This window comes from Enterobacter sp. ECC-175 (assembly GCF_043968675.1).
In the GTDB taxonomy this organism is placed as follows: Bacteria; Pseudomonadota; Gammaproteobacteria; order Enterobacterales; family Enterobacteriaceae; genus Enterobacter.
Genome location: NZ_CP143776.1, coordinates 926,046 through 948,435 on the forward strand (window position 1 = coordinate 926,046; position 22,390 = coordinate 948,435).

General features: G+C 57.5%; 28 protein-coding genes. 21 read left to right on the forward strand and 7 right to left on the reverse strand.

Annotation, left to right across the window (positions count from 1 at the left end; all coding sequences use genetic code 11):
• Positions 1–21: 21 nt before the first annotated feature.
• The 5 genes from V1599_RS04405 to flgA all read right to left on the reverse strand — a co-directional run bounded on the left by V1599_RS04405 (position 22) and on the right by flgA (position 3,253).
• Complete coding sequence (locus V1599_RS04405; RefSeq protein ID WP_112012161.1) at positions 22–414, reverse strand: adenylyltransferase/cytidyltransferase family protein; 393 nt, start codon at positions 412–414, stop codon at positions 22–24.
• 12 nt (positions 415–426) lie between these two features.
• Positions 427–1,509, reverse strand: a complete 1,083-nt coding sequence (locus V1599_RS04410) for a CDP-glycerol glycerophosphotransferase family protein (RefSeq protein WP_395301072.1) — start codon at positions 1,507–1,509, stop codon at positions 427–429.
• 123 nt (positions 1,510–1,632) lie between these two features.
• Positions 1,633–2,070 (reverse strand): flagellar protein FlgN, encoded by a 438-nt coding sequence (locus V1599_RS04415; protein WP_112012163.1) that lies wholly within the window; start codon positions 2,068–2,070, stop codon positions 1,633–1,635.
• A 2-nt stretch (positions 2,071–2,072) separates the two neighbouring features.
• Positions 2,073–2,345 carry a flagellar biosynthesis anti-sigma factor FlgM gene (flgM, locus tag V1599_RS04420; protein WP_112012164.1) on the reverse strand — a complete coding sequence of 91 codons (273 nt, stop codon included), beginning with the start codon at positions 2,343–2,345 and terminating at the stop codon, positions 2,073–2,075.
• 122 nt (positions 2,346–2,467) lie between these two features.
• Entirely contained in the window at positions 2,468–3,253 is a 786-nt protein-coding gene (gene flgA, locus V1599_RS04425; RefSeq protein ID WP_112012165.1) for a flagellar basal body P-ring formation chaperone FlgA, read from the reverse strand.
• An 86-nt stretch (positions 3,254–3,339) separates the two neighbouring features.
• Between flgA and flgB the strand changes: the two genes are divergently transcribed.
• Genes flgB through V1599_RS04485 form a run of 12 tightly spaced genes read left to right on the forward strand, consistent with a single transcriptional unit; the run spans position 3,340 to position 13,103 of the window.
• The gene (flgB, locus tag V1599_RS04430) at positions 3,340–3,690 is read left to right on the forward strand and encodes a hypothetical protein (RefSeq protein WP_006177433.1); all 351 of its coding nucleotides are present in this window, start codon (positions 3,340–3,342) and stop codon (positions 3,688–3,690) included.
• A gap of 19 nt (positions 3,691–3,709) precedes the next feature.
• Positions 3,710–4,135 (forward strand): flagellar basal body rod protein FlgC, encoded by a 426-nt coding sequence (flgC, locus tag V1599_RS04435; protein WP_112012166.1) that lies wholly within the window; start codon positions 3,710–3,712, stop codon positions 4,133–4,135.
• A gap of 3 nt (positions 4,136–4,138) precedes the next feature.
• Complete coding sequence (gene flgD, locus V1599_RS04440) at positions 4,139–4,843, forward strand: flagellar hook assembly protein FlgD (RefSeq protein WP_112012167.1); 705 nt, start codon at positions 4,139–4,141, stop codon at positions 4,841–4,843.
• Positions 4,844–4,855: 12 nt separating this feature from the next.
• Positions 4,856–6,046 (forward strand): flagellar hook protein FlgE, encoded by a 1,191-nt coding sequence (gene flgE, locus V1599_RS04445; protein WP_112012168.1) that lies wholly within the window; start codon positions 4,856–4,858, stop codon positions 6,044–6,046.
• Positions 6,046–6,777, forward strand: a complete 732-nt coding sequence (locus V1599_RS04450) for a flagellar basal body rod protein FlgF (RefSeq protein WP_297122535.1) — start codon at positions 6,046–6,048, stop codon at positions 6,775–6,777. Before flgE ends, V1599_RS04450 begins: the two co-directional genes overlap by 1 nt.
• 17 nt (positions 6,778–6,794) lie before the next feature.
• Positions 6,795–7,580: a flagellar basal-body rod protein FlgG gene (gene flgG / locus V1599_RS04455; protein ID WP_297122534.1), complete on the forward strand. Its 786-nt coding sequence runs from the start codon at positions 6,795–6,797 to the stop codon at positions 7,578–7,580.
• 29 nt (positions 7,581–7,609) lie between these two features.
• Positions 7,610–8,275: a flagellar basal body L-ring protein FlgH gene (gene flgH / locus V1599_RS04460; protein ID WP_112012170.1), complete on the forward strand. Its 666-nt coding sequence runs from the start codon at positions 7,610–7,612 to the stop codon at positions 8,273–8,275.
• An 11-nt stretch (positions 8,276–8,286) separates the two neighbouring features.
• A complete protein-coding gene (locus V1599_RS04465) occupies positions 8,287–9,378 on the forward strand; it encodes a flagellar basal body P-ring protein FlgI (protein ID WP_395301073.1) in 1,092 nt (363 codons plus the stop codon).
• Between the two features lie 9 nt (positions 9,379–9,387).
• Complete coding sequence (locus tag V1599_RS04470; protein WP_112012172.1) at positions 9,388–9,780, forward strand: rod-binding protein; 393 nt, start codon at positions 9,388–9,390, stop codon at positions 9,778–9,780.
• 3 nt (positions 9,781–9,783) lie between these two features.
• Positions 9,784–11,154 carry a flagellar hook-associated protein FlgK gene (flgK, locus tag V1599_RS04475; RefSeq protein WP_112012173.1) on the forward strand — a complete coding sequence of 457 codons (1,371 nt, stop codon included), beginning with the start codon at positions 9,784–9,786 and terminating at the stop codon, positions 11,152–11,154.
• Positions 11,155–11,175: 21 nt separating this feature from the next.
• A complete protein-coding gene (gene flgL / locus V1599_RS04480) occupies positions 11,176–12,093 on the forward strand; it encodes a flagellar hook-associated protein FlgL (protein WP_112012174.1) in 918 nt (305 codons plus the stop codon).
• Between the two features lie 5 nt (positions 12,094–12,098).
• On the forward strand, positions 12,099–13,103 hold the full coding sequence (locus V1599_RS04485) for a hypothetical protein (protein WP_297122530.1): 1,005 nt from the start codon (positions 12,099–12,101) through the stop codon (positions 13,101–13,103).
• 95 nt (positions 13,104–13,198) lie between these two features.
• Here V1599_RS04485 and V1599_RS04490 read toward each other — a convergent pair whose 3' ends face one another.
• Both V1599_RS04490 and V1599_RS04495 read right to left on the reverse strand, forming a co-directional pair.
• Positions 13,199–13,663 carry a hypothetical protein gene (locus V1599_RS04490; RefSeq protein ID WP_112012176.1) on the reverse strand — a complete coding sequence of 155 codons (465 nt, stop codon included), beginning with the start codon at positions 13,661–13,663 and terminating at the stop codon, positions 13,199–13,201.
• The gene (locus V1599_RS04495; protein ID WP_112012177.1) at positions 13,641–14,579 is read right to left on the reverse strand and encodes a transcriptional regulator; all 939 of its coding nucleotides are present in this window, start codon (positions 14,577–14,579) and stop codon (positions 13,641–13,643) included. Before V1599_RS04495 ends, V1599_RS04490 begins: the two co-directional genes overlap by 23 nt.
• Positions 14,580–15,256: 677 nt before the next feature.
• Here V1599_RS04495 and V1599_RS04500 point away from each other — a divergent pair.
• The 9 genes from V1599_RS04500 to lafU all read left to right on the forward strand — a co-directional run bounded on the left by V1599_RS04500 (position 15,257) and on the right by lafU (position 22,388).
• A complete protein-coding gene (locus V1599_RS04500) occupies positions 15,257–16,117 on the forward strand; it encodes a flagellin (protein ID WP_297122529.1) in 861 nt (286 codons plus the stop codon).
• Positions 16,118–16,314: 197 nt separating this feature from the next.
• Positions 16,315–17,607, forward strand: a complete 1,293-nt coding sequence (gene fliD / locus V1599_RS04505) for a flagellar filament capping protein FliD (RefSeq protein WP_297122528.1) — start codon at positions 16,315–16,317, stop codon at positions 17,605–17,607.
• A gap of 16 nt (positions 17,608–17,623) precedes the next feature.
• A complete protein-coding gene (gene fliS / locus V1599_RS04510) occupies positions 17,624–18,019 on the forward strand; it encodes a flagellar export chaperone FliS (RefSeq protein WP_045328787.1) in 396 nt (131 codons plus the stop codon).
• Positions 18,012–18,320: a flagellar protein FliT gene (gene fliT / locus V1599_RS04515; protein ID WP_112012180.1), complete on the forward strand. Its 309-nt coding sequence runs from the start codon at positions 18,012–18,014 to the stop codon at positions 18,318–18,320. The genes fliS and fliT overlap by 8 nt, the downstream gene beginning before the upstream one ends.
• Positions 18,317–19,393 (forward strand): flagellar hook-length control protein FliK, encoded by a 1,077-nt coding sequence (locus V1599_RS04520; protein ID WP_395301074.1) that lies wholly within the window; start codon positions 18,317–18,319, stop codon positions 19,391–19,393. The genes fliT and V1599_RS04520 overlap by 4 nt, the downstream gene beginning before the upstream one ends.
• A 12-nt stretch (positions 19,394–19,405) precedes the next feature.
• On the forward strand, positions 19,406–19,873 hold the full coding sequence (gene fliL / locus V1599_RS04525; protein WP_395301075.1) for a flagellar basal body-associated protein FliL: 468 nt from the start codon (positions 19,406–19,408) through the stop codon (positions 19,871–19,873).
• Positions 19,874–19,895: 22 nt separating this feature from the next.
• On the forward strand, positions 19,896–20,588 hold the full coding sequence (locus V1599_RS04530; RefSeq protein ID WP_395301559.1) for a FliA/WhiG family RNA polymerase sigma factor: 693 nt from the start codon (positions 19,896–19,898) through the stop codon (positions 20,586–20,588).
• A gap of 7 nt (positions 20,589–20,595) precedes the next feature.
• On the forward strand, positions 20,596–21,459 hold the full coding sequence (motA, locus tag V1599_RS04535) for a flagellar motor stator protein MotA (protein ID WP_297122525.1): 864 nt from the start codon (positions 20,596–20,598) through the stop codon (positions 21,457–21,459).
• Entirely contained in the window at positions 21,459–22,388 is a 930-nt protein-coding gene (gene lafU / locus V1599_RS04540) for a putative lateral flagellar export/assembly protein LafU (RefSeq protein ID WP_297122524.1), read from the forward strand. The genes motA and lafU overlap by 1 nt, the downstream gene beginning before the upstream one ends.
• The last annotated feature ends 2 nt before the right edge of the window (positions 22,389–22,390 follow it).

Sequence of the window (22,390 nt, forward strand, 5' to 3'; positions counted from 1 at the left end):
TTAGAACGGTAAGGCAGGCCATTACTGTTGCTTAATCGTTTCGATGATCGACGTGGTGGAGATCGTTGGCGTTCGTGAGAGATAGACCACCTCACACAGTGATGAGAGATGATCAAATTTTCCTTTCCAGTCATCGCCCATCACCAGCGTTTGCGCATTGAACTGCCTGATATATTGCGCCTTTAACTCAAGCGATTCCTCCAGAAATACGTCATCAACACACTTCAATTCCTGGATAATGCGCATTCGCTCCTGCTGCTGATAGACCGGGAGTCGAGCCTTTTTATGCAAATTCAGTTGATCCGAGGATATACCGACAATAAGCCTATCCCCCAATGCTTTTGCTCGCTGTAAAATATTGAGATGACCAATATGGAAAACATCAAACGTGCCAAATGTGATAATTGTTTTCATTCATGTTTTCCGTTATGAGGATTCGCCGCGATATCCTGCGGTTGCTTCATCGATAATCTCCGCGGCGCGCAGGCCCGCGTTTCCGTCATTGAATGCATCACAGTATTCCGTTTTGATATATTCTACCGCTGCGGCATTTTTATCCCATGGATAGTCCTCAGAGAGGAAATACCGTAAGTCAGCCATGTCGCGAGCGTCTGGCAGCAATTTTCGAACCTGCTGTTCGGGGCTTTCAGGGTTGCTAAAGGATTTATTGCCCACCAGCAGCTCATCCATTCCCTCCCAGCGAAGCAAAATGACTTTCTTATCCGCATTGATAGCATCAAATATAAAGCCGCTGTTATCGCTGATAACATAGTCTGCGCGTTCCAGCAGGGCAAAAACGGACGTATTGTCCTCAACAATGTTCTTCAGGAAGCGTTTCGCCGTTTTAAGGCTCTGTCGTTCTTCTTTTTTGTACAACGTACCGTGGTGAAGCTTACAAATTAGGGTGTATTCGTTGCTTAACCGCACGAGTTTCTCCGCCCAGTGGGGTAATGAGCTTAGCTCGCCATACGTAGGGGCATACAGCAACGTTGGCTTTGAAGGATGGGGGGAAATATGGGATGGCAATGCCTGCGGATATCTTTTTTTATGCCAGTCATCAAAGCGAGGGTTACCAATAACTTTAACCCGATCGGCTAAATTCAGCGATTTTTCAGTGTAGTGGCTATAGCACAAAATAAGATCGTATTTGGCGTTCCAGGCTGCATGATTCCACTCATTTTTGGCCAGGCCATACACCGTGCGAACATGCTTACGTGCAATTTTCTCGACATAGGAAAGGTAATAAGGCGATACAAGGCAGTCATACACCTTTGCGCTTTTCAGCACCGCCGATAACAGCATAAAGCGTAGCCCGGGAACATTGATCGTTCCCAGGAAGCTGACCATGTTATTAACAAATTCAGCTTCAATGACGTCATTAATGATGATGTCACAGGGAATACCTTTATCCAAAAGGGCGGAAATAATATTGGCGTAGACATCATAGTGAAAAGCAGTTTCCATCAGGAAACCGATGCAGCGAGTTTCAGGATTGCTGGTTAACGACATATTCTTATATTCCCGGTACAGCGCACGAGGCTGTTACGAATCAATATTTTAACAATGGAGAACGGGGTGTAACGACCTCACAGCGGGGGGAGTGGCGTGAGCTTTCCGCTATGGCGCAGCCGATTAGCCCTGCTCATAGAGCCAGTTTTCCGGCTCGCTGATGTTCAGCAGGTTTTGCAGGATCTCCTGCTGCATTGAGAGCACGGCGATGTTGCTATCGTTGAGCGCTTTACACTCGGCGGCGACCTGCTCAAGCGCGTCCCAGAGGCCGTTGAGCTGGTGCTGATGCGTGGCGGGAAGACGGGAGAACAGCGTGCGCAGGCCCGGCGTGCCGACCGGAATGCCCAGCTGAGTCAGGAGCTGGTAGCGCTGCCTGCTGTTGTGTGAAAGGCGCTCGTAGCAGGCGATAAGCTGCGGGTTGAGCGCCTCCAGCTTTGCCGTATCGCGTGCGATAAGCCACTGACGCTGGTTGGAAAGCAGGGCTTTCAGGCTGCCGTAGGTTTCACGGTCTTCTACCATGCCCTGCACCAGGGTTTTTACGCACTGTGCGGCGTTACTCATTGTTACCTCTGATAATATTTCTCAATCGCGCCTGCCAGCGAATCAACGTCGATGCTGATTTTTCCGCTCGCAATGGCGTCTTTCATGCTGGCCACGCGCGCCATATCCACCTCTGGCAGAGCTGCCAGCTGGGTCTGCGCATCGCCAAGCACGGGATCGATGGCTGCGGTTTTGGCTGTTTTCATCTCGTCAGTGCCGGACGCGCGGGTCGTGGCCGTGCTGCTGGCCTGGTTGATCGCACTCGTCATTGCGTACTGGGTGGATGTCACTTTCATCGCATTACTCCATCTACGGATTGTTATTCGTCGTTTTCGCCAGAGCGGAAAGATCGTTTCCCGGCGCCTTACCTGGGTAAAGCGGCGCAATGGCGGAAAAACTTAAGCGCGGCGGCACTTTTTTATTTTGCTGCCGCAAAGCCGGTTCTGACCACGCCCATGTCGATCACCATCGCGGTGACTTCCCGCTCGCTGCTCTCGTTTTTCACCTTGATCATTTCGCCCTTGCGGCCTTTTTTGGCGGCGATCCCCATGGTGCGCGCCTCCACGCCGTCCTGGTCGGCAATCATCAGCACGCGCTGTCCGCGCTCCACCATCACCGGGGAATCCAGCTGGCTCTGGCTCAGGGGCTGCATCTCGCGCACGCGGCGCTTGAGCGTCAGGCCCACCGCGTCATCCGGCCGGGTGATATAGCCGCTGCGCAGGTTGCTGATGTTGAATTTTTTGCGCGTGAGGTCGGACGCCGCCAGCACGTGGCCGCGCTCCAGCGTGCGCGTCGGCATCAGCACCTGCAGGTAGATATCCGGTTTTACCGTAACCGCCACGTCCCAGCCGCTGCCGGCTTCGCAGCGCACGTCAAAGCGCAGGCGGCGCAGGTCGAGATGCTCGCCGCCGGGCATGCTTACGGCAAGCGGCGTGGGGCAGGGGGCGTATTGCGAAATTTCAGACGGGATAAACAGGTTCAGCTTCGCCTGGTAATCCTCCCAGCGGCTGCGCTGGGCCTCCTGGCGAATGGCGTCTGCGGCCTGCTGCTGCACGCGGGCGTAAACCTGCTTACGCGCGGTGGTGGCCTGAGGCTGCGCCGCCGCCGGAAGTGCGAACAGGCACAGCATTGCCGCCGGAACAGACCAGCGGAAAAAAGGTTTCCTGCATGCGCCTGTTGTAACAGATAAGTCTATTAAATTCATGGTGTTATAAACCTGGCACGATAGTTGCTTAATAGGTTGCAGCAACATGGACTCTTGCAGGTGTCCACCAAAGAAAGGAGTGAGTTGTGAGTATTACTTTTGACAAGGCATTGGGCGTTCATCCGCAGGCTGTAGCACTTCGACTTTCCAGGGCGGAACTGCTTTCAGCAAATCTGGCTAACGTCGATACCCCCAACTTCCAGGCTAAAGATATTGATTTTGCCGCAGAGATGCAACGCTCGCAGCGCGATTTCTTTCCCGGCTCCGCGCCGCAGGAGATGTACCGCGTGCCGTATCAACCCTCCTCGGACGGCAACACCGTTGCGCTGGACGTGGAGCAGGCCGAGTTTTCAAAAAACGTGCAGGACTATCAGATGAGCCTGGCGTTTTTAAATATGAAATTCACCGGTCTGAAAAAGGCAATTGAAGGTAAGTAATTGAAACAGGTAGCAAAGAATGGCTTTTAGCGATATTTACCGCGTGTCGGGTTCGGCGATGACGGCGCAAACCGTCCGGCTGAACACCATCGCCAGTAACCTCGCCAACGCCGAAACGCCGGCGGTGGACGAGGACAATGTGTATAAAGCGCGCCGCCCGGTGTTTGCGGCGGTTTACCAGAACGACGAGTTGACTAACCGCGACGCGATCTCCGGTGCCCGCGTGCAGGTGCTGGACGTGGTGGCGTCGGGAAATGCGGTGCAGCGCTACGAGCCGCACCACCCGATGGCGAACCCGGACGGCTACGTCTGGTATCCCGATATCAACGTGGTGGAGGAGATGGCGGACATGATGTCGGCGTCGCGTAACTTCGAAACCAACGTCGATGTTCTTAACAATGTGAAAAGCATGCAGCAGAGCCTGCTGCGGCTTGGCGAGGCGTAATAGATGAGCGTGAATGGCGTTTCCACCCAGTCCGGCGATACCACCACCACCCGGGACGGTACTGTATCCGCGAACGACAATACCGCTGCAGGGATGAACAACCTGTTTATGCAGCTGCTGGTGGCACAAATCCAGAACCAGGACCCGCTTAACCCTACCGACGGTACCGAATACGTCAGCCAGCTTGCGCAGCTGACGCAGGTGCAGTCGATGGAAAACATGATGGTCGGGATGCAGAACATCGGCGTGCTGATGGACAACCTGCAAACCCTGTCGACGGGCAACCTGGTGGGCCAGAAGGTGATGGTCAAAACCGACACCCTCCAGAGCGACGGCAGTACCAGCGTGGACGGTCGCCTGAACCTGGAACATGCCGCCAACACGGTGACCGTCATCCTGAAGGATGAGAACGGAACCGAAACCAAAATTGAGCTGGGCAAGCAGGAAGCCGGCGACGTGAACTTCACGATTAACCCGGAAGAGCTGGGGCTCAAAGAGGGTAAATACACGATGACCGTGGTCACCGACGTCGACGATGCGACGGTGCCGATCGAGGTGAGCGGCGTGGTGAATAACGTGCGTATTCCCATGGACGGCAGCGCGATCGTGCTCAACATTCCGGGCATCGGCGACGTGCCTTATCACCAGATTACGCAGTTTGGCCAGTCGCCTTCGAACAACAGCAACGCAAAAACATTGATGAGTTAACCAGGAACCACTATGAGCTTTGATATTGCCATCTCGGGCTTAAATGCCATCAACGAACAGCTGGGCGCGATCTCCAACAACATTGCCAACTCCGGCACCGTGGGCTTCAAGTCTGGGCGCGCGGAGTTTGCCTCTCTGTATGCGGAAGGCCAGCCGCTGGGCGTGGGCGTTACCGGCATTGCCCAGAGTATTTCCAAAAGCGGAAGCATTTTTTCCTCTGCTAGCAGCCTCGATCTGGCCATTAACGGCGAAGGCTTTTTCGTGATGCGCGACAGCGCGGGCTCCACTGCCTACACCCGCGCGGGCTATATGCAGACCGACAGCCACGGCAATCTGGTCAATAACCAGGGGATGTACCTGCAGGGCTACCCGGTGGACGCCAACGGCGTGATCCAGACCGGTACCGTCGGCAACCTGACCATCAGCAGCGGCTCGATTCCGGCGAAGGCGACCAGCTCGCTCGACTTCACGGCCAACCTCAACGCCAGTGAGGATAAGCCGAAGACGACCACGTTCGATCCGACCGACGATAGCTCCTACAACCACACCTACGCCACCCAGGTGTATGACTCGCTGGGCCGCGAGCACACCATGAAGCAGTATTTCGTCAAAACCGGCGATAACGCCTGGGAAGTGCACTACTACATGGACGACAAGCCGGTCGGCACCGCGCCGCAGGAATTGACCTTCACCGAGCAGGGCGTTCTGCTGACGCCTAACGGCACGGTCAAGCTTGATGCTAGCATCCCCGGCGCGGACAACATTGAGCTGGAGCTGAACTATAAGGGCACCACCCAGTTCGGCTCTGATTTCTCCGTCAGCAAAAACAACGGCAACGGCTATGCCTCCGGCGAGCGCACCGGGCAGACCATCGATAAGGACGGCAGCGTTTACGCCACCTTCTCTAACGGCCAGCGCCTGCTGCAGGGCCAGGTGATTCTGGCGACCTTTGCTAACCCGAACGGCCTTTCGTCACAAAACGGCACCACCTGGACCGAGACCGCCAGCTCCGGCTCGCCGCTGACCGGCACGCCGGGCTCCGGCCTGCTGGGCGCGCTGACGTCCAACACCCTGGAAGGCTCCAACGTTGACCTGACCTCAGAGCTGGTGGGGCTGATGACCGCCCAGCGTAACTATCAGGCCAACACCAAGGTGATCAGCACCAACGACAGCATGATGACGGCGCTGTTCCAGGCGGTGTAATGGACCACTTAATTTATACCGCCGTGAGCGGGGCATCGCGTAGCCTCGCCCAGCAGCAAATCCATGCGAATAACCTGGCAAACGTCAATACGCAGGGCTTTCGTCATGACCTGGAAAACGCCATCTCGCAGCAGATTCAGGGGGAGGGCTACGCCTCCCGCTTCCTGGTTCAGCCGCAGCAGGGCGGCGTTGACCTGACGCCTGGCGCAACCCGCGACACCGGGCGCGATCTCGACGTGGCGATCAAGGGCAGCGGGCTGATTGCGCTGGTGAGCGGCAACCGCGAGGTCTACACCCGCAACGGCCAGATGCAGGTCGGCCCGGAAGGGGATTTGACCATCGACGGCCTGCCGGTCTCCGGCGATAACGGTCCGATCGTGCTGCCGCCGTTTTCGTCCATCAGCATCGCCGACGACGGCGTGATCTCCATCGTGCCGGACGACGGCAACGTGGCCGCGCCGATAGACATCGACCGCATCAAGCTGGTGGACATTCCCGCGTCGCAGCTCAGCAAAAACGCGGCCGGATTTATGGTCACCAGCGCCAACGTGAACCCGCGGACGGAAGAGGTCGAGCTGGTTTCCGGCCATCTCGAAAGCTCCAACGTGTCCGCTATCAGCGAAATGGTCTCCAGCATTGCGCTTAACCGCCAGTTCGAAGCCCAAATCAAGATGATGAAGGCGGCGGAAGACCTGGCGACGGCGGGTAACCGCCTGCTGCGCAACACCTGATTGAGTAAGGAATAACGATGAATCCCGCTTTATGGATCAGTAAAACCGGCCTCGCCGCGCAAGACGCGAAGATGAGCGCGATCTCCAACAACCTGGCGAACGTGAACACCACCGGCTTCAAGCGCGACCGCGTGATGTTCGCCGATCTGTTCTATCAGAACCAGCGCACGCCGGGCGGCCAGCTTGACCAGAACAACACCTCGCCGACCGGCATTCAGTTCGGAACCGGCGTGAAGATCCTCGGTACCCAGAAAGAGTTCTCGACCGGCAACATTCAAAACACCGGGCAGAAGCTGGACGTGGCGATTACCGGCCAGGGCTTTTTCCAGGTAGAAACCAGCGACGGCGATATCGCCTACACCCGCGCCGGTAACTTCCAGAAAAACCCGGACGGCCTGCTGACCAACGCGCAGGGCCTGCCGCTGGTGCCGCAGATCGAGCTGCCGGACAACGTGAAGGATATCCAGATTGGCAAAGACGGCACCGTGACCGCCACGGTGGCGGGCGAAGCCGAGCCGGTCGAGCTGGGGCAAATTACGCTGGTGAACTTCGTCAATCCGGCCGGGCTGGAGGCCATCGGCGGCAACCTGTATCGCGAAACCGCGGCCAGCGGCGAAGCGGTTGAGGGCGTGGCCGGTGAGGAAGCCTTTGGCCAGCTGGAGCAGGGATCGCTGGAGGGGTCTAACGTGCAGGTGGTTGAAGAGATGGTCGACATGATCACCGTTCAGCGCGCCTACGAGATGAACGCCAAAATGGTCTCTGCGGCAGATGACATGCTGAAGTTTGTCACGCAGTCGATGTAACGCGTGAAGTGAAGTGAAGTGAACGAAAAATGAAAAAGCAGCTAGTTATTGGCTTTTTTGCGCTGCTGCTGGCTGGGTGTGAAAGCCCGGCCCTGCTGGTGCATAAAGACGACGCGGCCTACGCGCCGCCAGAAGATTTCTCCTTACCGCCGACGCAGGTTCAGGGCGGCGGGCTGTACAACACCAACTACAACTGGTCATTAACGCAGGATCGCCGCGCCTACCGCGTGGGCGATATTCTGACCATCAAGCTGGATGAGTCCACGCAGGCGAGCAAGCAGGCGCGTACCAACTTCGGCAAGAAAAACGACGTCGCCATCGGCGTGCCGGAGGCCTTCGGCCATTCGGTGGATAAGCTTTCCGGCTCGATAGACGGCAGCCGCAACTTTAACGGTAATGCCACCTCGCAGCAGCAAAACAGCCTGCGCGGTGCCATCACCGTTGCGGTCTACAAGGTGTTGCCGAACGGCGTGCTGGCGATCCGCGGCGAAAAATGGCTGACCCTCAACCAGGGCGATGAGTACATGCGCGTGACCGGGCTGGTGCGTGCGGAAGACATTGAGCGCGACAACTCGGTCTCTTCGCAGCGCATTGCCAACGCGCGGATCTCCTACGCCGGACGCGGCGCGCTCAGCGATGCCAACTCCGCAGGATGGCTGACCCGCTTCTTTAACCATCCGCTGTTCCCGATTTAATGGAGTCCGTAATGCGTAAGGCAATGCTTTTTCTGATGCTGCTGTGGACCGCAGGCGCGGCGGCCGAGCGGCTGGGCAACGTGGTGGATATTCAGGGCGTGCGCGGAAATCAGCTGGTGGGCTACAGCCTTGTCGTCGGCCTGGACGGGACGGGCGATAAAAACCAGGTGAAATTCACCAGCCAGTCGGTGACCAACATGCTGCGCCAGTTCGGCGTGCAGCTGCCGACCAAAATCGACCCGAAGGTCAAAAACGTGGCCGCGGTGGCGATCAGCGCCACGCTGCCGCCGGGCTACGCGCGCGGCCAGTCGATTGACGTCACCGTCTCGTCGATTGGCGATGCCAAGAGCCTGCGCGGCGGCACGCTGCTGCTGACCCAGCTGCGCGGAGCCGACGGCGAAGTCTACGCCCTGGCGCAGGGGAACGTGGTGGTGGGCGGCGTAAAGGCCGAGGGCAACAGCGGGTCGAGCGTGACGATCAACACCCCGACCGTGGGCCGCGTGCCGAACGGCGGGTCGGTCGAGCGTGAAATCCCCTCCGATTTCCAGCAGAACCAGCAGGTGATCCTCAACCTGAAGCGCCCAAGCTTTAAAACCGCCAACAGCGTGGCGGTGGCGCTTAATAACGCCTTCGGCTCGGGCACCGCCACGGCGCAAAGTGCCACCAACGTGGTGGTTAACGCCCCGCTGTCGGCGGGCGAGCGCGTTGCTTTTATGTCGATGCTGGAAGACGTGCAAATCAGCACCGCGAAGCAGCCGCCGCGCGTGGTGTTTAACGCCCGTACCGGCACGGTGGTGATTGGCGACGGCGTGGTGGTGCGCGCGGCGGCGGTCTCCCACGGCAACCTGACCGTGACTATCCGCGAATCTTCCAACGTGAGCCAGCCGGGCGCGTTTAGCCAGGGGCAAACCGTGGTCACGCCGGAAAGCGACGTTAACGTCGACCGTGGCCGGGGCCAGATGGTGACGATTTCGGCGGGCACCAGCCTGCGCAGCATCGTCAACACGCTCAACAGCCTGGGCGCCGCCCCGGACGACACGATGGCGATCCTGCAGGCGCTGCACGAAGCGGGTGCGCTGGATGCCGAACTGGTGGTGATTTAAGGAGTGACGATGCTAGACGCGATTCAATCCCGAACCAGCATCATGCCCGGCGACGTGACCGGGCAGGTGAAGCCGCAAAATCTCGAGCAGGCGGCGGAGCAGTTTGAGGCGATGTTCCTGCGCTCGCTGATGAAGCAGATGCGCAAAGCGTCGCAGGCGCTGGTGGACGATAACCCGTTCGATAGCAAGCAGCAGCGCATGATGCAGGAGTTCTACGACGATAAGCTCACCTCCCAGCTGGCGTCGCAGCGCAGCACCGGGCTGGCGCAGATGATTATCGCCCAGTTGGGAGCGCAGGAGAGCGTCGCGCTTAAGAATGCGCAGCCTTTGGCCGCTTTAGATGAACATCCACAGGAATTAAAAACCCCCGTTGTGCCGGTAATGCGTCGCGGGCAGGAGTAAACCATGAATATGTTCAATATTGCCTGGAGCGGCTTGCAGGCCGCGCAGTTTGGGATGAGCGTGACCTCCATGAACATCTCCAACGTGCTGACGCCGGGCTACAGCCGTCAGGGCATTATCCAGAGTTCGGTTGCCACCATGGGAGCGGGCGGCATGTCGGCGGGCGCGGGCGTGCAGGTCGACAGCATTCGCCGCGTCTCTGATCAGTACCTGACGAACCAGGTGTGGCAGAGCAACAGCAAGGCGAACTACTACGGCATTAATAACCAGTACCTCAGCTCGCTGGAAAAAGTCATCGGCACCGACTCAACGAGCCTGGGTACCGGGCTGGACGATTTTTTTTCCGCCCTCAGCGCTCTGACCAAAGAGCCGGAAAGCGAAGCCAACCGCCAGCAGCTGCTGAACCAGGCCGGCTCCCTGGCGACGCGCTTTAATAACATGAATGACTTCATCAACGGCCAGAAGACGTCCGTGGCGAACCAGCGCGACACCATCGTCGGGCAGATCAACAATCTGACGGCGGGCATTGCTGACTACAACAAAAAAATCATGGAGATGGACTCCACGGGCGGCAACAGCAACGTGCTGCGCGACCAGCGCGACGAGCTGGTTAAGCAGCTCAGCACCTATGCCGACGTGAAGATCACCGAAGACAGTAACGGCAGCTACACCGTGGCGATGAAAAACGGCCAGCCGCTGGTGAGCGGTAACGTGGCGGGCGAACTGAGCAACAGCCTGGACGCCAGCGGCAACCCGGTATTAAGCCTGAACTTTTCCAACACCACCTTCTCCCTGAACCCGTCCACGGGCGGGCAGCTCGGCGCGCTGTACGATTATGAAACCGGCGAGCTGGCGGACATGCAGGCCTCGGTGCAGGGCATGGCGGAAGCGGTGGCTACGCTCTTTAACGACCAGCTGGCGAAAGGGTTTGATAAGAACGGCAACCCCGGCAAGCCGCTGTTCAGCTTCGATCTCAATAACCCGAACGGGATTTTGCAGGTTAACGATCTCGATCCTAACGAGCTGGCGCTGTCCGACACCGCCGGCGAGCAGGGGAACGGCGGCAACCTGCAGGCGCTGATCGACCTGAAAAACACAAAAGTCGATATTGGCGGCATGGGCCACATGAGCCTGAACGAGGGCGCGGCGGCGATTATCTCCAACATCGGTATCGCCAGTAAAAAATCCCAGAGCGAGCTGGAGGCGGCGCAGGGCGTTTACGACCAGGCCCAGCAGCAGCGCAATAACCTCAGTGCGGTAAACCAGGATGAAGAGGCCATGAACCTGCAGATTTACATGCAGTCCTACCAGGCCAACGTCAAGGTGATTTCCACCGGCAACCAAATTTTCAGCGACCTGTTAAGCATGTTTTAACCGGCGCTAAGGAAGAGAGCGATGCGAATCAGTAGTCTTTATAATTCAGATGCCATGCTGGCGCAGCTTGGTGTTAACGGCACCCGGATGAGCAAGCTGATGGAGCAGATGGCTACCCAGAAGCGGATCAACGTGCCGTCCGACGATCCGGTCGCCGCGACGCGGCTGGTCCAGCTTAACCGCGAGCAGGCGGCGATCAAGCAGTATCAAAACAACATTACCGGCCTCAGCGGCGCGCTCTCCAGCCAGGAAGCGCACGTGACCGCCATGAGCAACCAGCTGCTGTCGCTGAACGACAAGCTGCTGGCGGCGGCAAACGGCACCCACAGCACCGCGGATATGGCCGGCTTCGGGGCCGAGCTTTCCTCGATGCTTGATTCGCTGGTCGCGTCAATTAACGCGCAGAACGAGAGCGGCGGTTACCTCTTCTCCGGCACCAAAACCGACACCAAGCCGGTGGTCTGGGACGAGACGCAGGGGAAATATATCTATCAGGGCAATAACGGCTCGCGCGAAACAACGGTAGCCAACGGCGTGAACGTGACGGAAAACACCCACGTGGTGGGGGCCTTTTCCGGCAGCGGCGACGATCTGGAGATGCTGAACAAGCTGAAGGCCCTGAGCGATAAAATGCAGGACCCGGACATTCCCGTGAGCGATTACCTGGATGATATCAACGAGATGATTTCGCTTTCTGGCCAGTCCCGCGATAAGGTCGCTGCCATCTTTACCGACCTCGGCGGGCGTCAAAACCGCCTGACGATGCTGAGCGACGCGCACACGGACGTCAGCATGGCAAACGATCAGGTGGTGCGCGATCTGTCCGACACCGACTGGGCGACGACCAGCATTAACCTGCAGATGTTCACCAACTCCGTGCAGATCACCAACAAAGCGTACAGCATGATCAGTCAGCTTTCGCTCTTTAGCATGATGTAATCGTCATGCAGGTTGGGTTAAAAACAACATCGCTTGCCACCACGCCCGCCCCCGTCAGAACATCGCCGGGGGCGGCAACGTCCGTTGCGCGTTCCGAGGCGCTGGCGAACGCCCGGCACGCCGGGCCGCAGTTTCCCGAGTCGGCGCTGCTTTCCCGGCGCCCGCTGCGCTATAACGTTCAGCTCAACCAGCAGCTGACGTCCGTGCAGCGGGCCGAGAGCTTCCTCAGCGAAACGGAGACGCAGCTGCTGATGCTGCGCCACCAGGCGACGCGCGGCGGCGGCGCGGACAGCGCAAAGGCGGTGAATGCGCTGCTGCGACAGCGCGGTACGCTCTCGGGCGGGACGGTCGATCGTAATTTCAACGTGACGCTGCAGCAGAAAAGCCAGGTGAACTTTACGCTGCCGGGGATGGAGAAAATGCTTGAGTCGTCGTCCGGCGAAACGCTGGTGTTTGCCCTTGGCGGCGGCAGGCGCGAGCTTACCGCCGTGGCAATTCCGCCGCAGGCAACGCCGCGTCAGGCGCTGATGCAGCTGAACGTTGGGCTGGGTAAGCTCGGCATTCACGCGACGCTGGGCGGGGAAGGCCAGGTACGTTTTCAGGTGGCGGAAGATCGCTGGGCGCGGGTGAGCCAGAATTTCAGCGTGCGCGGCGAAGGACAGCAGTTCCCGGCGGATGCCTTTACCCTGCTGGCACCGGTGGCGGAGCCAAGCCGGGAAGATGAGGTGGGCCAGCTCGCCAGCCAGTGGACGCCCGGCGCGAGCGGCAAGATGCAGCAAACGCTGGAGCAAATCACCCGCGAGCGCAGCAAATTGCACCAGCACCAGGAGCGCGTGTCGGCACGCATTCAGGATATGTCGGCGGCCTATACCCCGGACGAAGCGCTAGAGACGGCGCGGGCGCTGGGAAGCGCGTTAGCGAACGGTGGAACGCAGTACGGCGTGCTGGCGAAAGCGCTGGCAGCGCAGGGGAATGTGTCCTTGACGACGGTGAAGAATTTGCTGGGCTAGTGCTTTGAATGGCTGAGGCTTCTTGCCGCCAGCCAATGCGGGCAATGAAAAATCCCCTCTCCTTCAAGGGAGAGGGAGTACCGCAGGCTGCGGGGCTACTTCCTCAACGGATAGAGAAATATCGCACCGCTTTGTCCCACCACCAGCGGCTGCGTATCCACAAACAGCGGCTGCATCCAGAAATCCACGTGCATTAGCATATCCACCAGGCCATCAATCATCAGCCCTTTCTGCATCGTGCTGTAGTAAATCGGGGTGTAGGAAAAGAACTGTCTGCCGTTTTGCTGGTTAAGCTCCGTGAACTTCCCCTTCAGCACAAAGCGGTTGTCATTCGGATTGGTAATGGTCGTCAGGATCGCATTGTTCACGGTCTGCATGCGTGAATCGTACACTTCCTTTCGCTGCGACATCAGGTCGTAAAAGCCGAGCTGCAAGAATCCCTCAACGCTGGGCTGCGTGGAGGTTTGTGCCTGAATGATGCGCATGGCGGCGAGCGCAGTAAGGGCAGCCAGAATATAGGCCAGCAGCCATTTCCAGTTAAGTACAGGTTTCCATCTCACTGATTTTCCTCCTCGTCTCTCGAAGTATCAGGTTGTTCAGCTGGGTGGGGTCAATGCGCCAGTGGTAAATCGCCATCACCAGCTGCTTTTTATCGCAGCGGCTTTCCAGCGCAAAGGTGTAGTTGAGCGTTTGGTCAACGCTTTGGTAGTAGACCGACATGTCGGTTGATTGAGATTTGATCTGCTGGTTGATGGCATAAAGGGTGTCTTTGATCTTGCTGTAAAAGTCTTCTTTATTCATCGTCGGGCGGTTTGCTTCAGAAATCTCATAGATGCGGATGTTGCTGTACACCCCCGCCTCCTGCTCTGCGGCGACCAGCCGCGATCCCCGGAGGTTGGCGTATTGCCAGCCCGCGGTGCCGCTGACAATGACGACCATCACGAGCAGCACAAAAGCCGCCAGCCACTGCGGGAGCCGAAAGCGGGAGGCTTTTTCACGGGGGAAGACGCGGACGTGCGTCGCCTCCGCTTCCGCCTCAATCAGCCCTTGCGGGGCTGGCGGAAGGATCTCTGCCGAACCGCTAGCCTCTTCCTCCTGCTGCGGGACGGGCAGCAGGGCCGGGGCGTCGATCTCTTCGCTGTCACGCTCAACGGAGCGGCACCAGCACTGCTCCAGCAGATAACCCTTTTTGGGGATGGTTTTGATTATTCTCTGCGTTTTTCCATCATCTTCAAGCGCCGTGCGTAATGCATGAATTGCATTCGGCAAACTATTATTGCCAATAACGCGCCGCTCCCAGACCAGATTAGTAAGTTCTTCACGAGTAAGTATTTTTCCGGCATTGGTGACCAGCACATCCAGCAGTTTTAATTGATATTCACCAAGGCGTTTTCTTTCGCCGGTTACGAGGCTGATGATTGAGCCAGAGGGTAAATCGACTAACCAGTTGTTTACCGCATAATATGTTTTATTCATGGCAAGTAATGGTCGTTACCCACTCCTTAAGATTTAATTTTCAGGCATCGCACAAAAAATGTGCAAAATGCTTAATGTAAATTAATCATTAATTCCGTTTAAAATTCATCGAGAATTGCCGCTTGCCTGCGGAAATATGCAAAAAGACGCACTGCGAGGATGAAAAATGAAAAAAAATCCCACTTAGGGGGCGGGAAGTTTCATCCGGCATTTCAGGTCTTTTCTTAGGTGTGTTTAGGAAGTTTCTCTTCCGTGGCACATTTTTACGCGATAAAAGTGTGATATGCAACAAATTATTGAACGATCTCACCCCGGTCGTATTAACGCTTTTCGAAAAAAGTTAAAGCAAATCGGTTTTTGATCGTTTTATTTAGAATTTGTTTAGGAATGTAGCAGGGATGTTTTAATTGAACGCCGGGTAAATGAGACTCTTTTCAGGGAACATGTGAAAACGTAAGCAAATGTAATGGTTGTTTAAGTTTGAATGCCGCCGTGTCGCTTTGTATTCTTTTTTATTCGGTACTTAATGACAGTCGTGACTATTAATTGTCATTTTATTTTCGCACTGAAAATTCATTTTTTTTCATTTTCGATTTAATTCTCCGTCGGGCTGTGTCGTTTTACCTGAGTACCAGAGAGAAGAACCTGACGGACAGGTTCAAAAGGAGAATTTGAACATGGCACTTTCTATTTTTACTAACGCCTCTTCCATGGCATCCGTTAACGCGCTGAATAAATCCAACAGCATGCTGTCCACCGCGATGGAGCGTCTGGGTACTGGTAAGCGCATTAACTCTGCGGCAGATGACGCAGCGGGCCTGCAGATTGCTACCCGTCTTCAGGGCCAGTCCAACGGTATGAGCGTTGCTCAGCGCAACATCTCCGACGCCACCGCGCTGCTGCAGACCGCTGAAGGCGCGTTTGACGAAGTGAGCAACATCATGTACCGCATGAAAGACCTCGCCACGCAGGCAGCGAACGACACCAACGGTACCGAAGATCGTAAGGCGCTGCAGTCTGAAATGGACGAGCTGAACAGCGAACTCGACAACATCATGAACAACACCAAGTATGCTGGTGAAAGCCTGTTCGCAAGCGGCGGCAAATTCTCCTCTGCGATGAACTTCCAGATCGGCGCATCAACAGGTGAAAGCCTGAAAGTTGACGTGAGCAAAGAGCTGTCAACGGTTAAAGGCGCAAGCGGCCTGGGCGCACTGAAGTCGACTTCTGGCGCATCCGGCGCGCTGCTTACCTCCTCTGGTGCACAGGGCATGATCACCAAAGTTGAAAACGCTATCTCTCAGGTGGGTACGCTGCGCTCCAAGCTGGGTGCGAACATCAACCGTCTGGGCCACACCGCGGCGAACCTCGCGAACATGAAAGACAACACCGACCTGGCGTTGGGCAACATTCGCGACGCGGACTTCGCCTCCGAAGCGTCGAGCATGACCCGCAACCAGATGCTGGCGCAAACCAGTATGTCCATGCTGAAGCAGTCCAACAGCATGTCCGGTATGGTGATGAACCTGCTGGGCTAATCCACCTCACCGTTGCAAAAAACACCGCTGTAAGGCGGTGTTTTTGTATGCGGCACTTCCCTTCCTGTTTTCCCTTTAGGGGAAGAACGCCTTCCTTCCAGGTGTTAACTTCCTGAATTTAAATGACTTAAAAACTGGCACGATTGTTGCTTTAAACGGGCATGGTTTAGCAACAGGTGCGAACGGAGAACCTCAACATGGCAGATTTTAGCAGCATTGATCCCCAGACTCTGGCTCAGCAGCTGGCGACATACGACATCATGTCGATGCAAAACCAGTTGAAGACCAAATCGTCCACCATGAACGCGCAGAAAAAAGCCCTCGACGCGCTGAAAACCGCGCTGGGCGATTTCCGCACCGCGATGTCCGGGCTTAACGGTACCAACAGCGGCATGCTGAAAAACGCCGTCAGCATGAACCGGGAAGGCATTGCGAACGTTACTGCAAACTCAAACGCGCTGAAGGGCACCTACAACATTGAGGTGACGCAGCTCGCCTCTGCCCACCAGATCGGCTTTGACGGCATGACCGATGAGAGCATCAAAAATGCCACCGGCACCATGGACATTGAGCTGAACGGTGAAACCCTCTCCATCAATCTTGACGACATGGAAAGCCTGAGCGATCTGACGAAGGCGATTAACGGCGATGAAGATAACCCCGGCGTGACGGCGTCCCTGATCCGCACCGACGGCAGCGTCACGCTGATGTTGAGCAGCGATGAGAGCGGTGCAAAAAATACGATTTCCGTGGGCGGTACGGGCGGCTTCGATTCCAGCAACGCGAAGACGATTTCTGAAGCATCCGACTCTGAAATCAAAATGGGTGACATGACCTTCACCAACAGCTCGAACACGCTGGACAAGCTGATTGACGGGGTAACCATTGAGCTGACCTCATTAACCGAGGCCGGTAAACCGCTGACGATCTCCGTGGGGACCGACACCGAGGGCACCAAAGAGCAGCTTCAGACCTTTATCGATGCCTACAACACGCTGCAGGACACCCTCACCAACCTGACGAAAAGCGGCAACGGCGACGACGAAACCCGCGGCGCCTTTGCCGGTGATGCCACCATGTCTTCGCTCGATCGCGAGCTGAACGACGTGATGCGCCAGGTCTTCGGCGGCGTGCGGATGTCTGATTTTGGCATTACCGCAGACAAAGACGGCAAGCTGGAGATCGACAGCAAAAAGCTGGACGACGCGCTAAAGGCCGATCCGCAAAAGCTCAGCGACCTGTTCAATGGCAAAGACGGGATGCTGGCCAAAATGGACAAGTCTCTCGACCGTTATCTGAACACCACCAATGGCTTACTGAAGGGCCGTCAGGATGTGCTGGATCGTCAGCAGAGCGACATTGAGACCAAAACGGAAGCGATGAACGCGCGCTATGAAACCTCTTATAACCGCTATCTGAAGCAGTTCACGCAGCTGCAGCAGGCGTTGGCATCGATGAATAACACCATGAGTATGTTTGGCTTAGCTTAAGGAAATGACCGCGTTTATGTACGGGAACGAACAGCAAGGCTTCGGCCACTATCGGGAGTCCGACCTGGCGATTCAGGCCGCCGCAGCAAACCCTCACCAGCTGGTGCTAATGCTGTTTAACGGCCTGATGGACGAACTGGTGCGGGCTAAGAGCCACATCGCCGCGCGCCGCTATGACCGCAAGGTTCAGAGCATCAACAAGTGCATCGATATTCTGAACGCGCTCACCAGCTCGCTGGATTTTGAAAAGGGCGGCGAGCTGGCGCTGAGCCTCGCCAACCTTTACGACTACTGCGTGTATCGCCTTTATGACGCCAGCCATAAGCTTTCCGTCAGCCACATTGAAGAGGTTGAAGGCATTCTGCGCAACCTGCAGGAAGGCTGGGAAAAAATGGGGCAGCAGCATGGATGACGTACAGGTGATGCGTTTTCTGGCGCGTTCCCTGGCACATTCGGCCAGCCAGCACGACTGGCCGAAGCTTGAGGACATTGACGCACAGATTGCCGCCCTGCTAACCGCGCTGAAGGGCCAGACGTTGAGCGCCGAAACGCGCGAGGCGCTGGCCGAGCTGCGGCAGACGCACGCCCGGGTTTACCAGTTCTGCCAGACGCAGCGCGACGAGCTTGAGCAGAAGATGGCGCAGTCCCGCCGCAACCAGGCCGGGGCAACCGCCTACGCGCTGTTTGCCGACGCCGAGGATGTGGGACGATGAACCTGGTACTTTCACAGCTGACGCAGCTTCCCGTTGCCGCCGAGCCTGCCGACGCCGCGCCGCTTCCTTCTGCCGGGGCGACCGGGCAGGTGTTGCCCGTGGCGGGAGAAGATGCCAGCCAGGCGGCTCCGGCGTTTAACGATGCGCTGCTGAACATCATCAACACCCTGATGGGCGTCGAGCAGCCGCGCGAGGATCCCCTGGTGCTGGCGGGCGTTAACGCAAAAGAGGATGACGACGAGCGCAAAACGCAGCGCGACGATCCTCAGGCGCTGGCAAACAGCATCATCGGTTCGCCCGAACGGCTGCTGGATGCGCTGCTGATGGCAAGCCAGATGCCGGTGAAAACGCTGAACGTTACCCAGGCTCCCGCGCCGCTGGCGGGGGATGCGCTGCAGATAAAACACCTCAGCGCGGGCCCGCAGCCGGTGGTCGAACCGCTAAACCGGGAGGTGCAGCCTCAGCTGCTGCAGCAACAGCAACAGCAGCTTAACGTGGCGCCTGCGCCCGTCGCGGAGCCGGTAAAGCCGGAGCTGCACGAGCTCGTTAAGCCGCTGGCGACGGCCCTGCCGGGCGCGGCGCAGCCGACGAGCGGCCCGACGTTTACCGCTGCGATGGACAAACAGACGGTGAACCTGCCGCCGATCAAGATGGACGCCGACGAGGCGAAGTGGGCGCAGCAGCTGCACGGCGCGCTGAACGATCGCCTCCAGCTGCAGGTTCGCAGCCAGGTGCAGCACGCCACCATCCGCCTCGACCCGCCGGAGATGGGCAAGGTGGATATTTCTCTGCACATCGAAAACGGGCGCATGCAGGTACACATCAGCGCCAGCAGCGGGGAAACCTACCGCGCGCTTCAGCAGATCAGCAGCGAGCTGCGCCAGAGCCTGACCGAGCAAAACGTGATGCAGGTAAACGTGCAGGTCTCTTCCCAGTCCGGACAACAGCAGCAGCAGGGGCAGCCGCGCAGCATGTTTGCTCCGGAAGAGGGCCCGGCAGCCGGGGCGGAAATTGCCCCTGAAAACACCCTGTCGACCGCTGACAGAGACGATTCAGTACTACTAACGGTTTAAAACACACCCATTATGACAATTAAGACTTTCTCTTTAGGGCTGGTGATTGCCCTTATTGCCGCCGTTTTCGCCGCCGTACTCACCGTCGTCGGCACCCAGTATCTCAGCCAGGACGAGCAAAAAGGCTCGGCTATTCGCGATCTGTTCTCCTCGTCGGAAGAGAGCGTCGTGGAGTTCGTTGAAATCAAAAACGTGGTCGTGACGTTAAAAAGCCGCGGTGATTCGGAACGTTACCTGCTGCTCGAACTGGCGCTGGCGACCAACTCCGCGGCCGACACGCGCCGCGCGGAAGAGATGTCTCCCGCCATTCGCGGCGCCACCGTCAACCTGCTGTCGTCGAAGGAGTACGACGCGGTGCGCGAGATGAGCGTCGAGGCGCTGCGCGAACAGCTGATGGGCGCCTACGCCGCGCGTTTTGAAAGCCTGAAAACGCGGATGCCGTTCAAGGACGTGATCATCAGCAAGATGGTCTTCCAGTAAGTGGCGGTCGCTGAAGGACATGATGGATTTTATCGCTGACGACGCCCTCACGCCGGCAGACGAGGCGAAATACGTTAACGCCTACCTGCCGCTGGTTCACAAGGTGGTGAAACAGCTCGCGTGGCAGACCAGCAGCGTGATGGACAGAGAAGATATGGAGCAGATTGCCCTGATGGGTCTGCTCACGTCTCTGCGCCGCTATGGCCACCCTGACGAGCAGTTTGGCGCCTATGCCGCACAGCGCATCCGCGGCGCGGTGCTTGACGAATTGCGCGAGCTGGACTGGCGTCCCCGCAGGCTGCGCCAGAAGAGCCATAAGATCAACGACGCGATACGAGAAGTCACGCGCAAGCTTGGCAGAACGCCGAGCTTTGAGGATCTCAACCAACATCTCTCCATCACCGCGGAGGAGTACCACGAATATTTGCTGCTGGATTGCGCCAAATCACTGGAGAGTCTTGATGATTTGCTGGGCGGGGATGCCCTGAACGGAACGCTGAACGGCCGTTCGCTGGAAGACGAAATGGTCACCAGCGGTACGTTAAGGGCTGCGCTGGCAAGCCTTGATGAGCGTGAGAAGATGATCCTCACCCTCTATTACCAGCAGGAAATGAGCCTGAAAGAGATTGCGTTAGTCCTTGATTTAACCGAGGCGCGCGTGTGTCAGCTCAATAAAAAGATCGCTCAAAAGATCCAGTCTTTTTTCCAGAAGTGAAAGGTATATGCAAAAGTTTCTCGGTATTTTCATCATTTTCGCCTGCGTAGTGGGCGGTTTTCTTATGTCAGGCGGGCGAATGTCGGCGTTTTGGCAGCCTGGCGAAATCATTATCATCCTGGGCGCGGGCCTGGGCGCGATGGTGCTGGCGAACCCGAAGCCGGTGCTGGCCGAAATGTACCGCCAGTTCCGCGGCATCATGCGTAAAAACGAGTATACCGATGAGTATCAGCGCCAGCTGCTGATGCTGCTGTACGAGCTGCTTGAGCTGGTGCAGGACGGCGGCCTGAAGGTGCTCGACGAGCATATCGAAGTGCCGGAGAGCAGCCCGCTGTTCCAGAAATACCCGCTGATTTTACAGAACAAGGCCATCATCACCTTTATTGCGGACAACTTCCGCCTGATGGCGATGGGCAAAATCAACGAGCACGAGCTGGAAGGTATCCTCGAGCAGGAGCTGGTGGCGATGGAAGAGAACCTGCTCCAGCCGTCCCGTTCGCTGCAGCGCACCGCGGAAGCGATGCCGGGCTTCGGGATCTGCGCGGCGGTGCTGGGGATCATCATCACCATGCAGTCGATCGACGGCTCGATTGCGGTGATCGGCGTAAAAGTGGCGGCGGCGCTGGTAGGGACGTTCCTCGGCGTGTTCTTCTGCTACTGCCTGATGGACCCGGTGGCGAACGCCATGGAGCAGCGCACCAAGAAGCAGATGGCGGTGATCGAGTGCGTGCGCACCGTGCTGGTCAACCACGTGGCCGGTAAGCCTACGCTGCTGGCGGTGGATGCCGGGCGCAAAATGCTGCCGCTGGACTCAAAGCCGACCTTCGCGACGCTGGACGGCTGGGTGAACCAGATGACGGGTGAATCCTGATGCGCAACGGTCGTGGAAAAGAACATACCACTATCATCAAGCGCTCCTCGCGCAAAAGCCATGACGCGTTTCACGGCGGCGCGTGGAAGGTAGCCTTTGCCGACTTTACGCTGGCGATGATGGCGCTGTTTATGGTGCTGTGGATCATGGGCGCGGTCACGGAAGAGGAGCGAAAAGAGATCGTCTCTCAGCTCAACGGCGAGTCGATTTTCAACGGCCAGTCGCTGTCGCCTATCACCCAGCCGCACGGCGTGGGCGGCAAAATTGCGGTGACGGAAAAACGCGATCGCGGGGATCATAAGGCGCCGTCGTCGAAGCAGGAGACGGCAAAAATGCGGGCGGTCGCCGCGAAGGGCGAAAGCCTGGACGACGTGAACACGCGCTCGCAGCGCGAAATTGAAGATCTGGCGCGGATCATCATGAAAATCACTTCGGCCTATGACGCGCAGTCGAACCTGAAAATTGAGATTGTGCCGCAGGGGCTACGCATCCTGATCACCGACGATCAAAAGCGCGAAATGTTCCAGCGCAGCAGCGCGATCCTGACGCCGTTCTTCAAGCGTCTGCTCACGGAGTTCGCACCGGCGCTGAACAAGATCGACAACAAGATCATCATTACCGGACACACCGACGCCACCCGCTTTCGCGATCAGGATCTGTACAACAACTACAACCTGTCGGGCGAGCGCGCGATGCAGGCGCGTAAGGTGCTGACCAATGCCGGGCTGGCGCAGGACAAAGTGCTGCAGGTGAGCGGCATGGCGGATCAGATGCTGCTCGATCCGGACAACCCGCTCAGCTCGTCGAACCGGCGCATTGAGATCATGGTGCTGACCCACTCGGCCAGCGACTCGCTGTATCAGTTCTTTGGCCAGCACGGTGAAAAGATCATTAAGCCGATCGTGGATAAACTCTCGCAGAAAAAATAAAC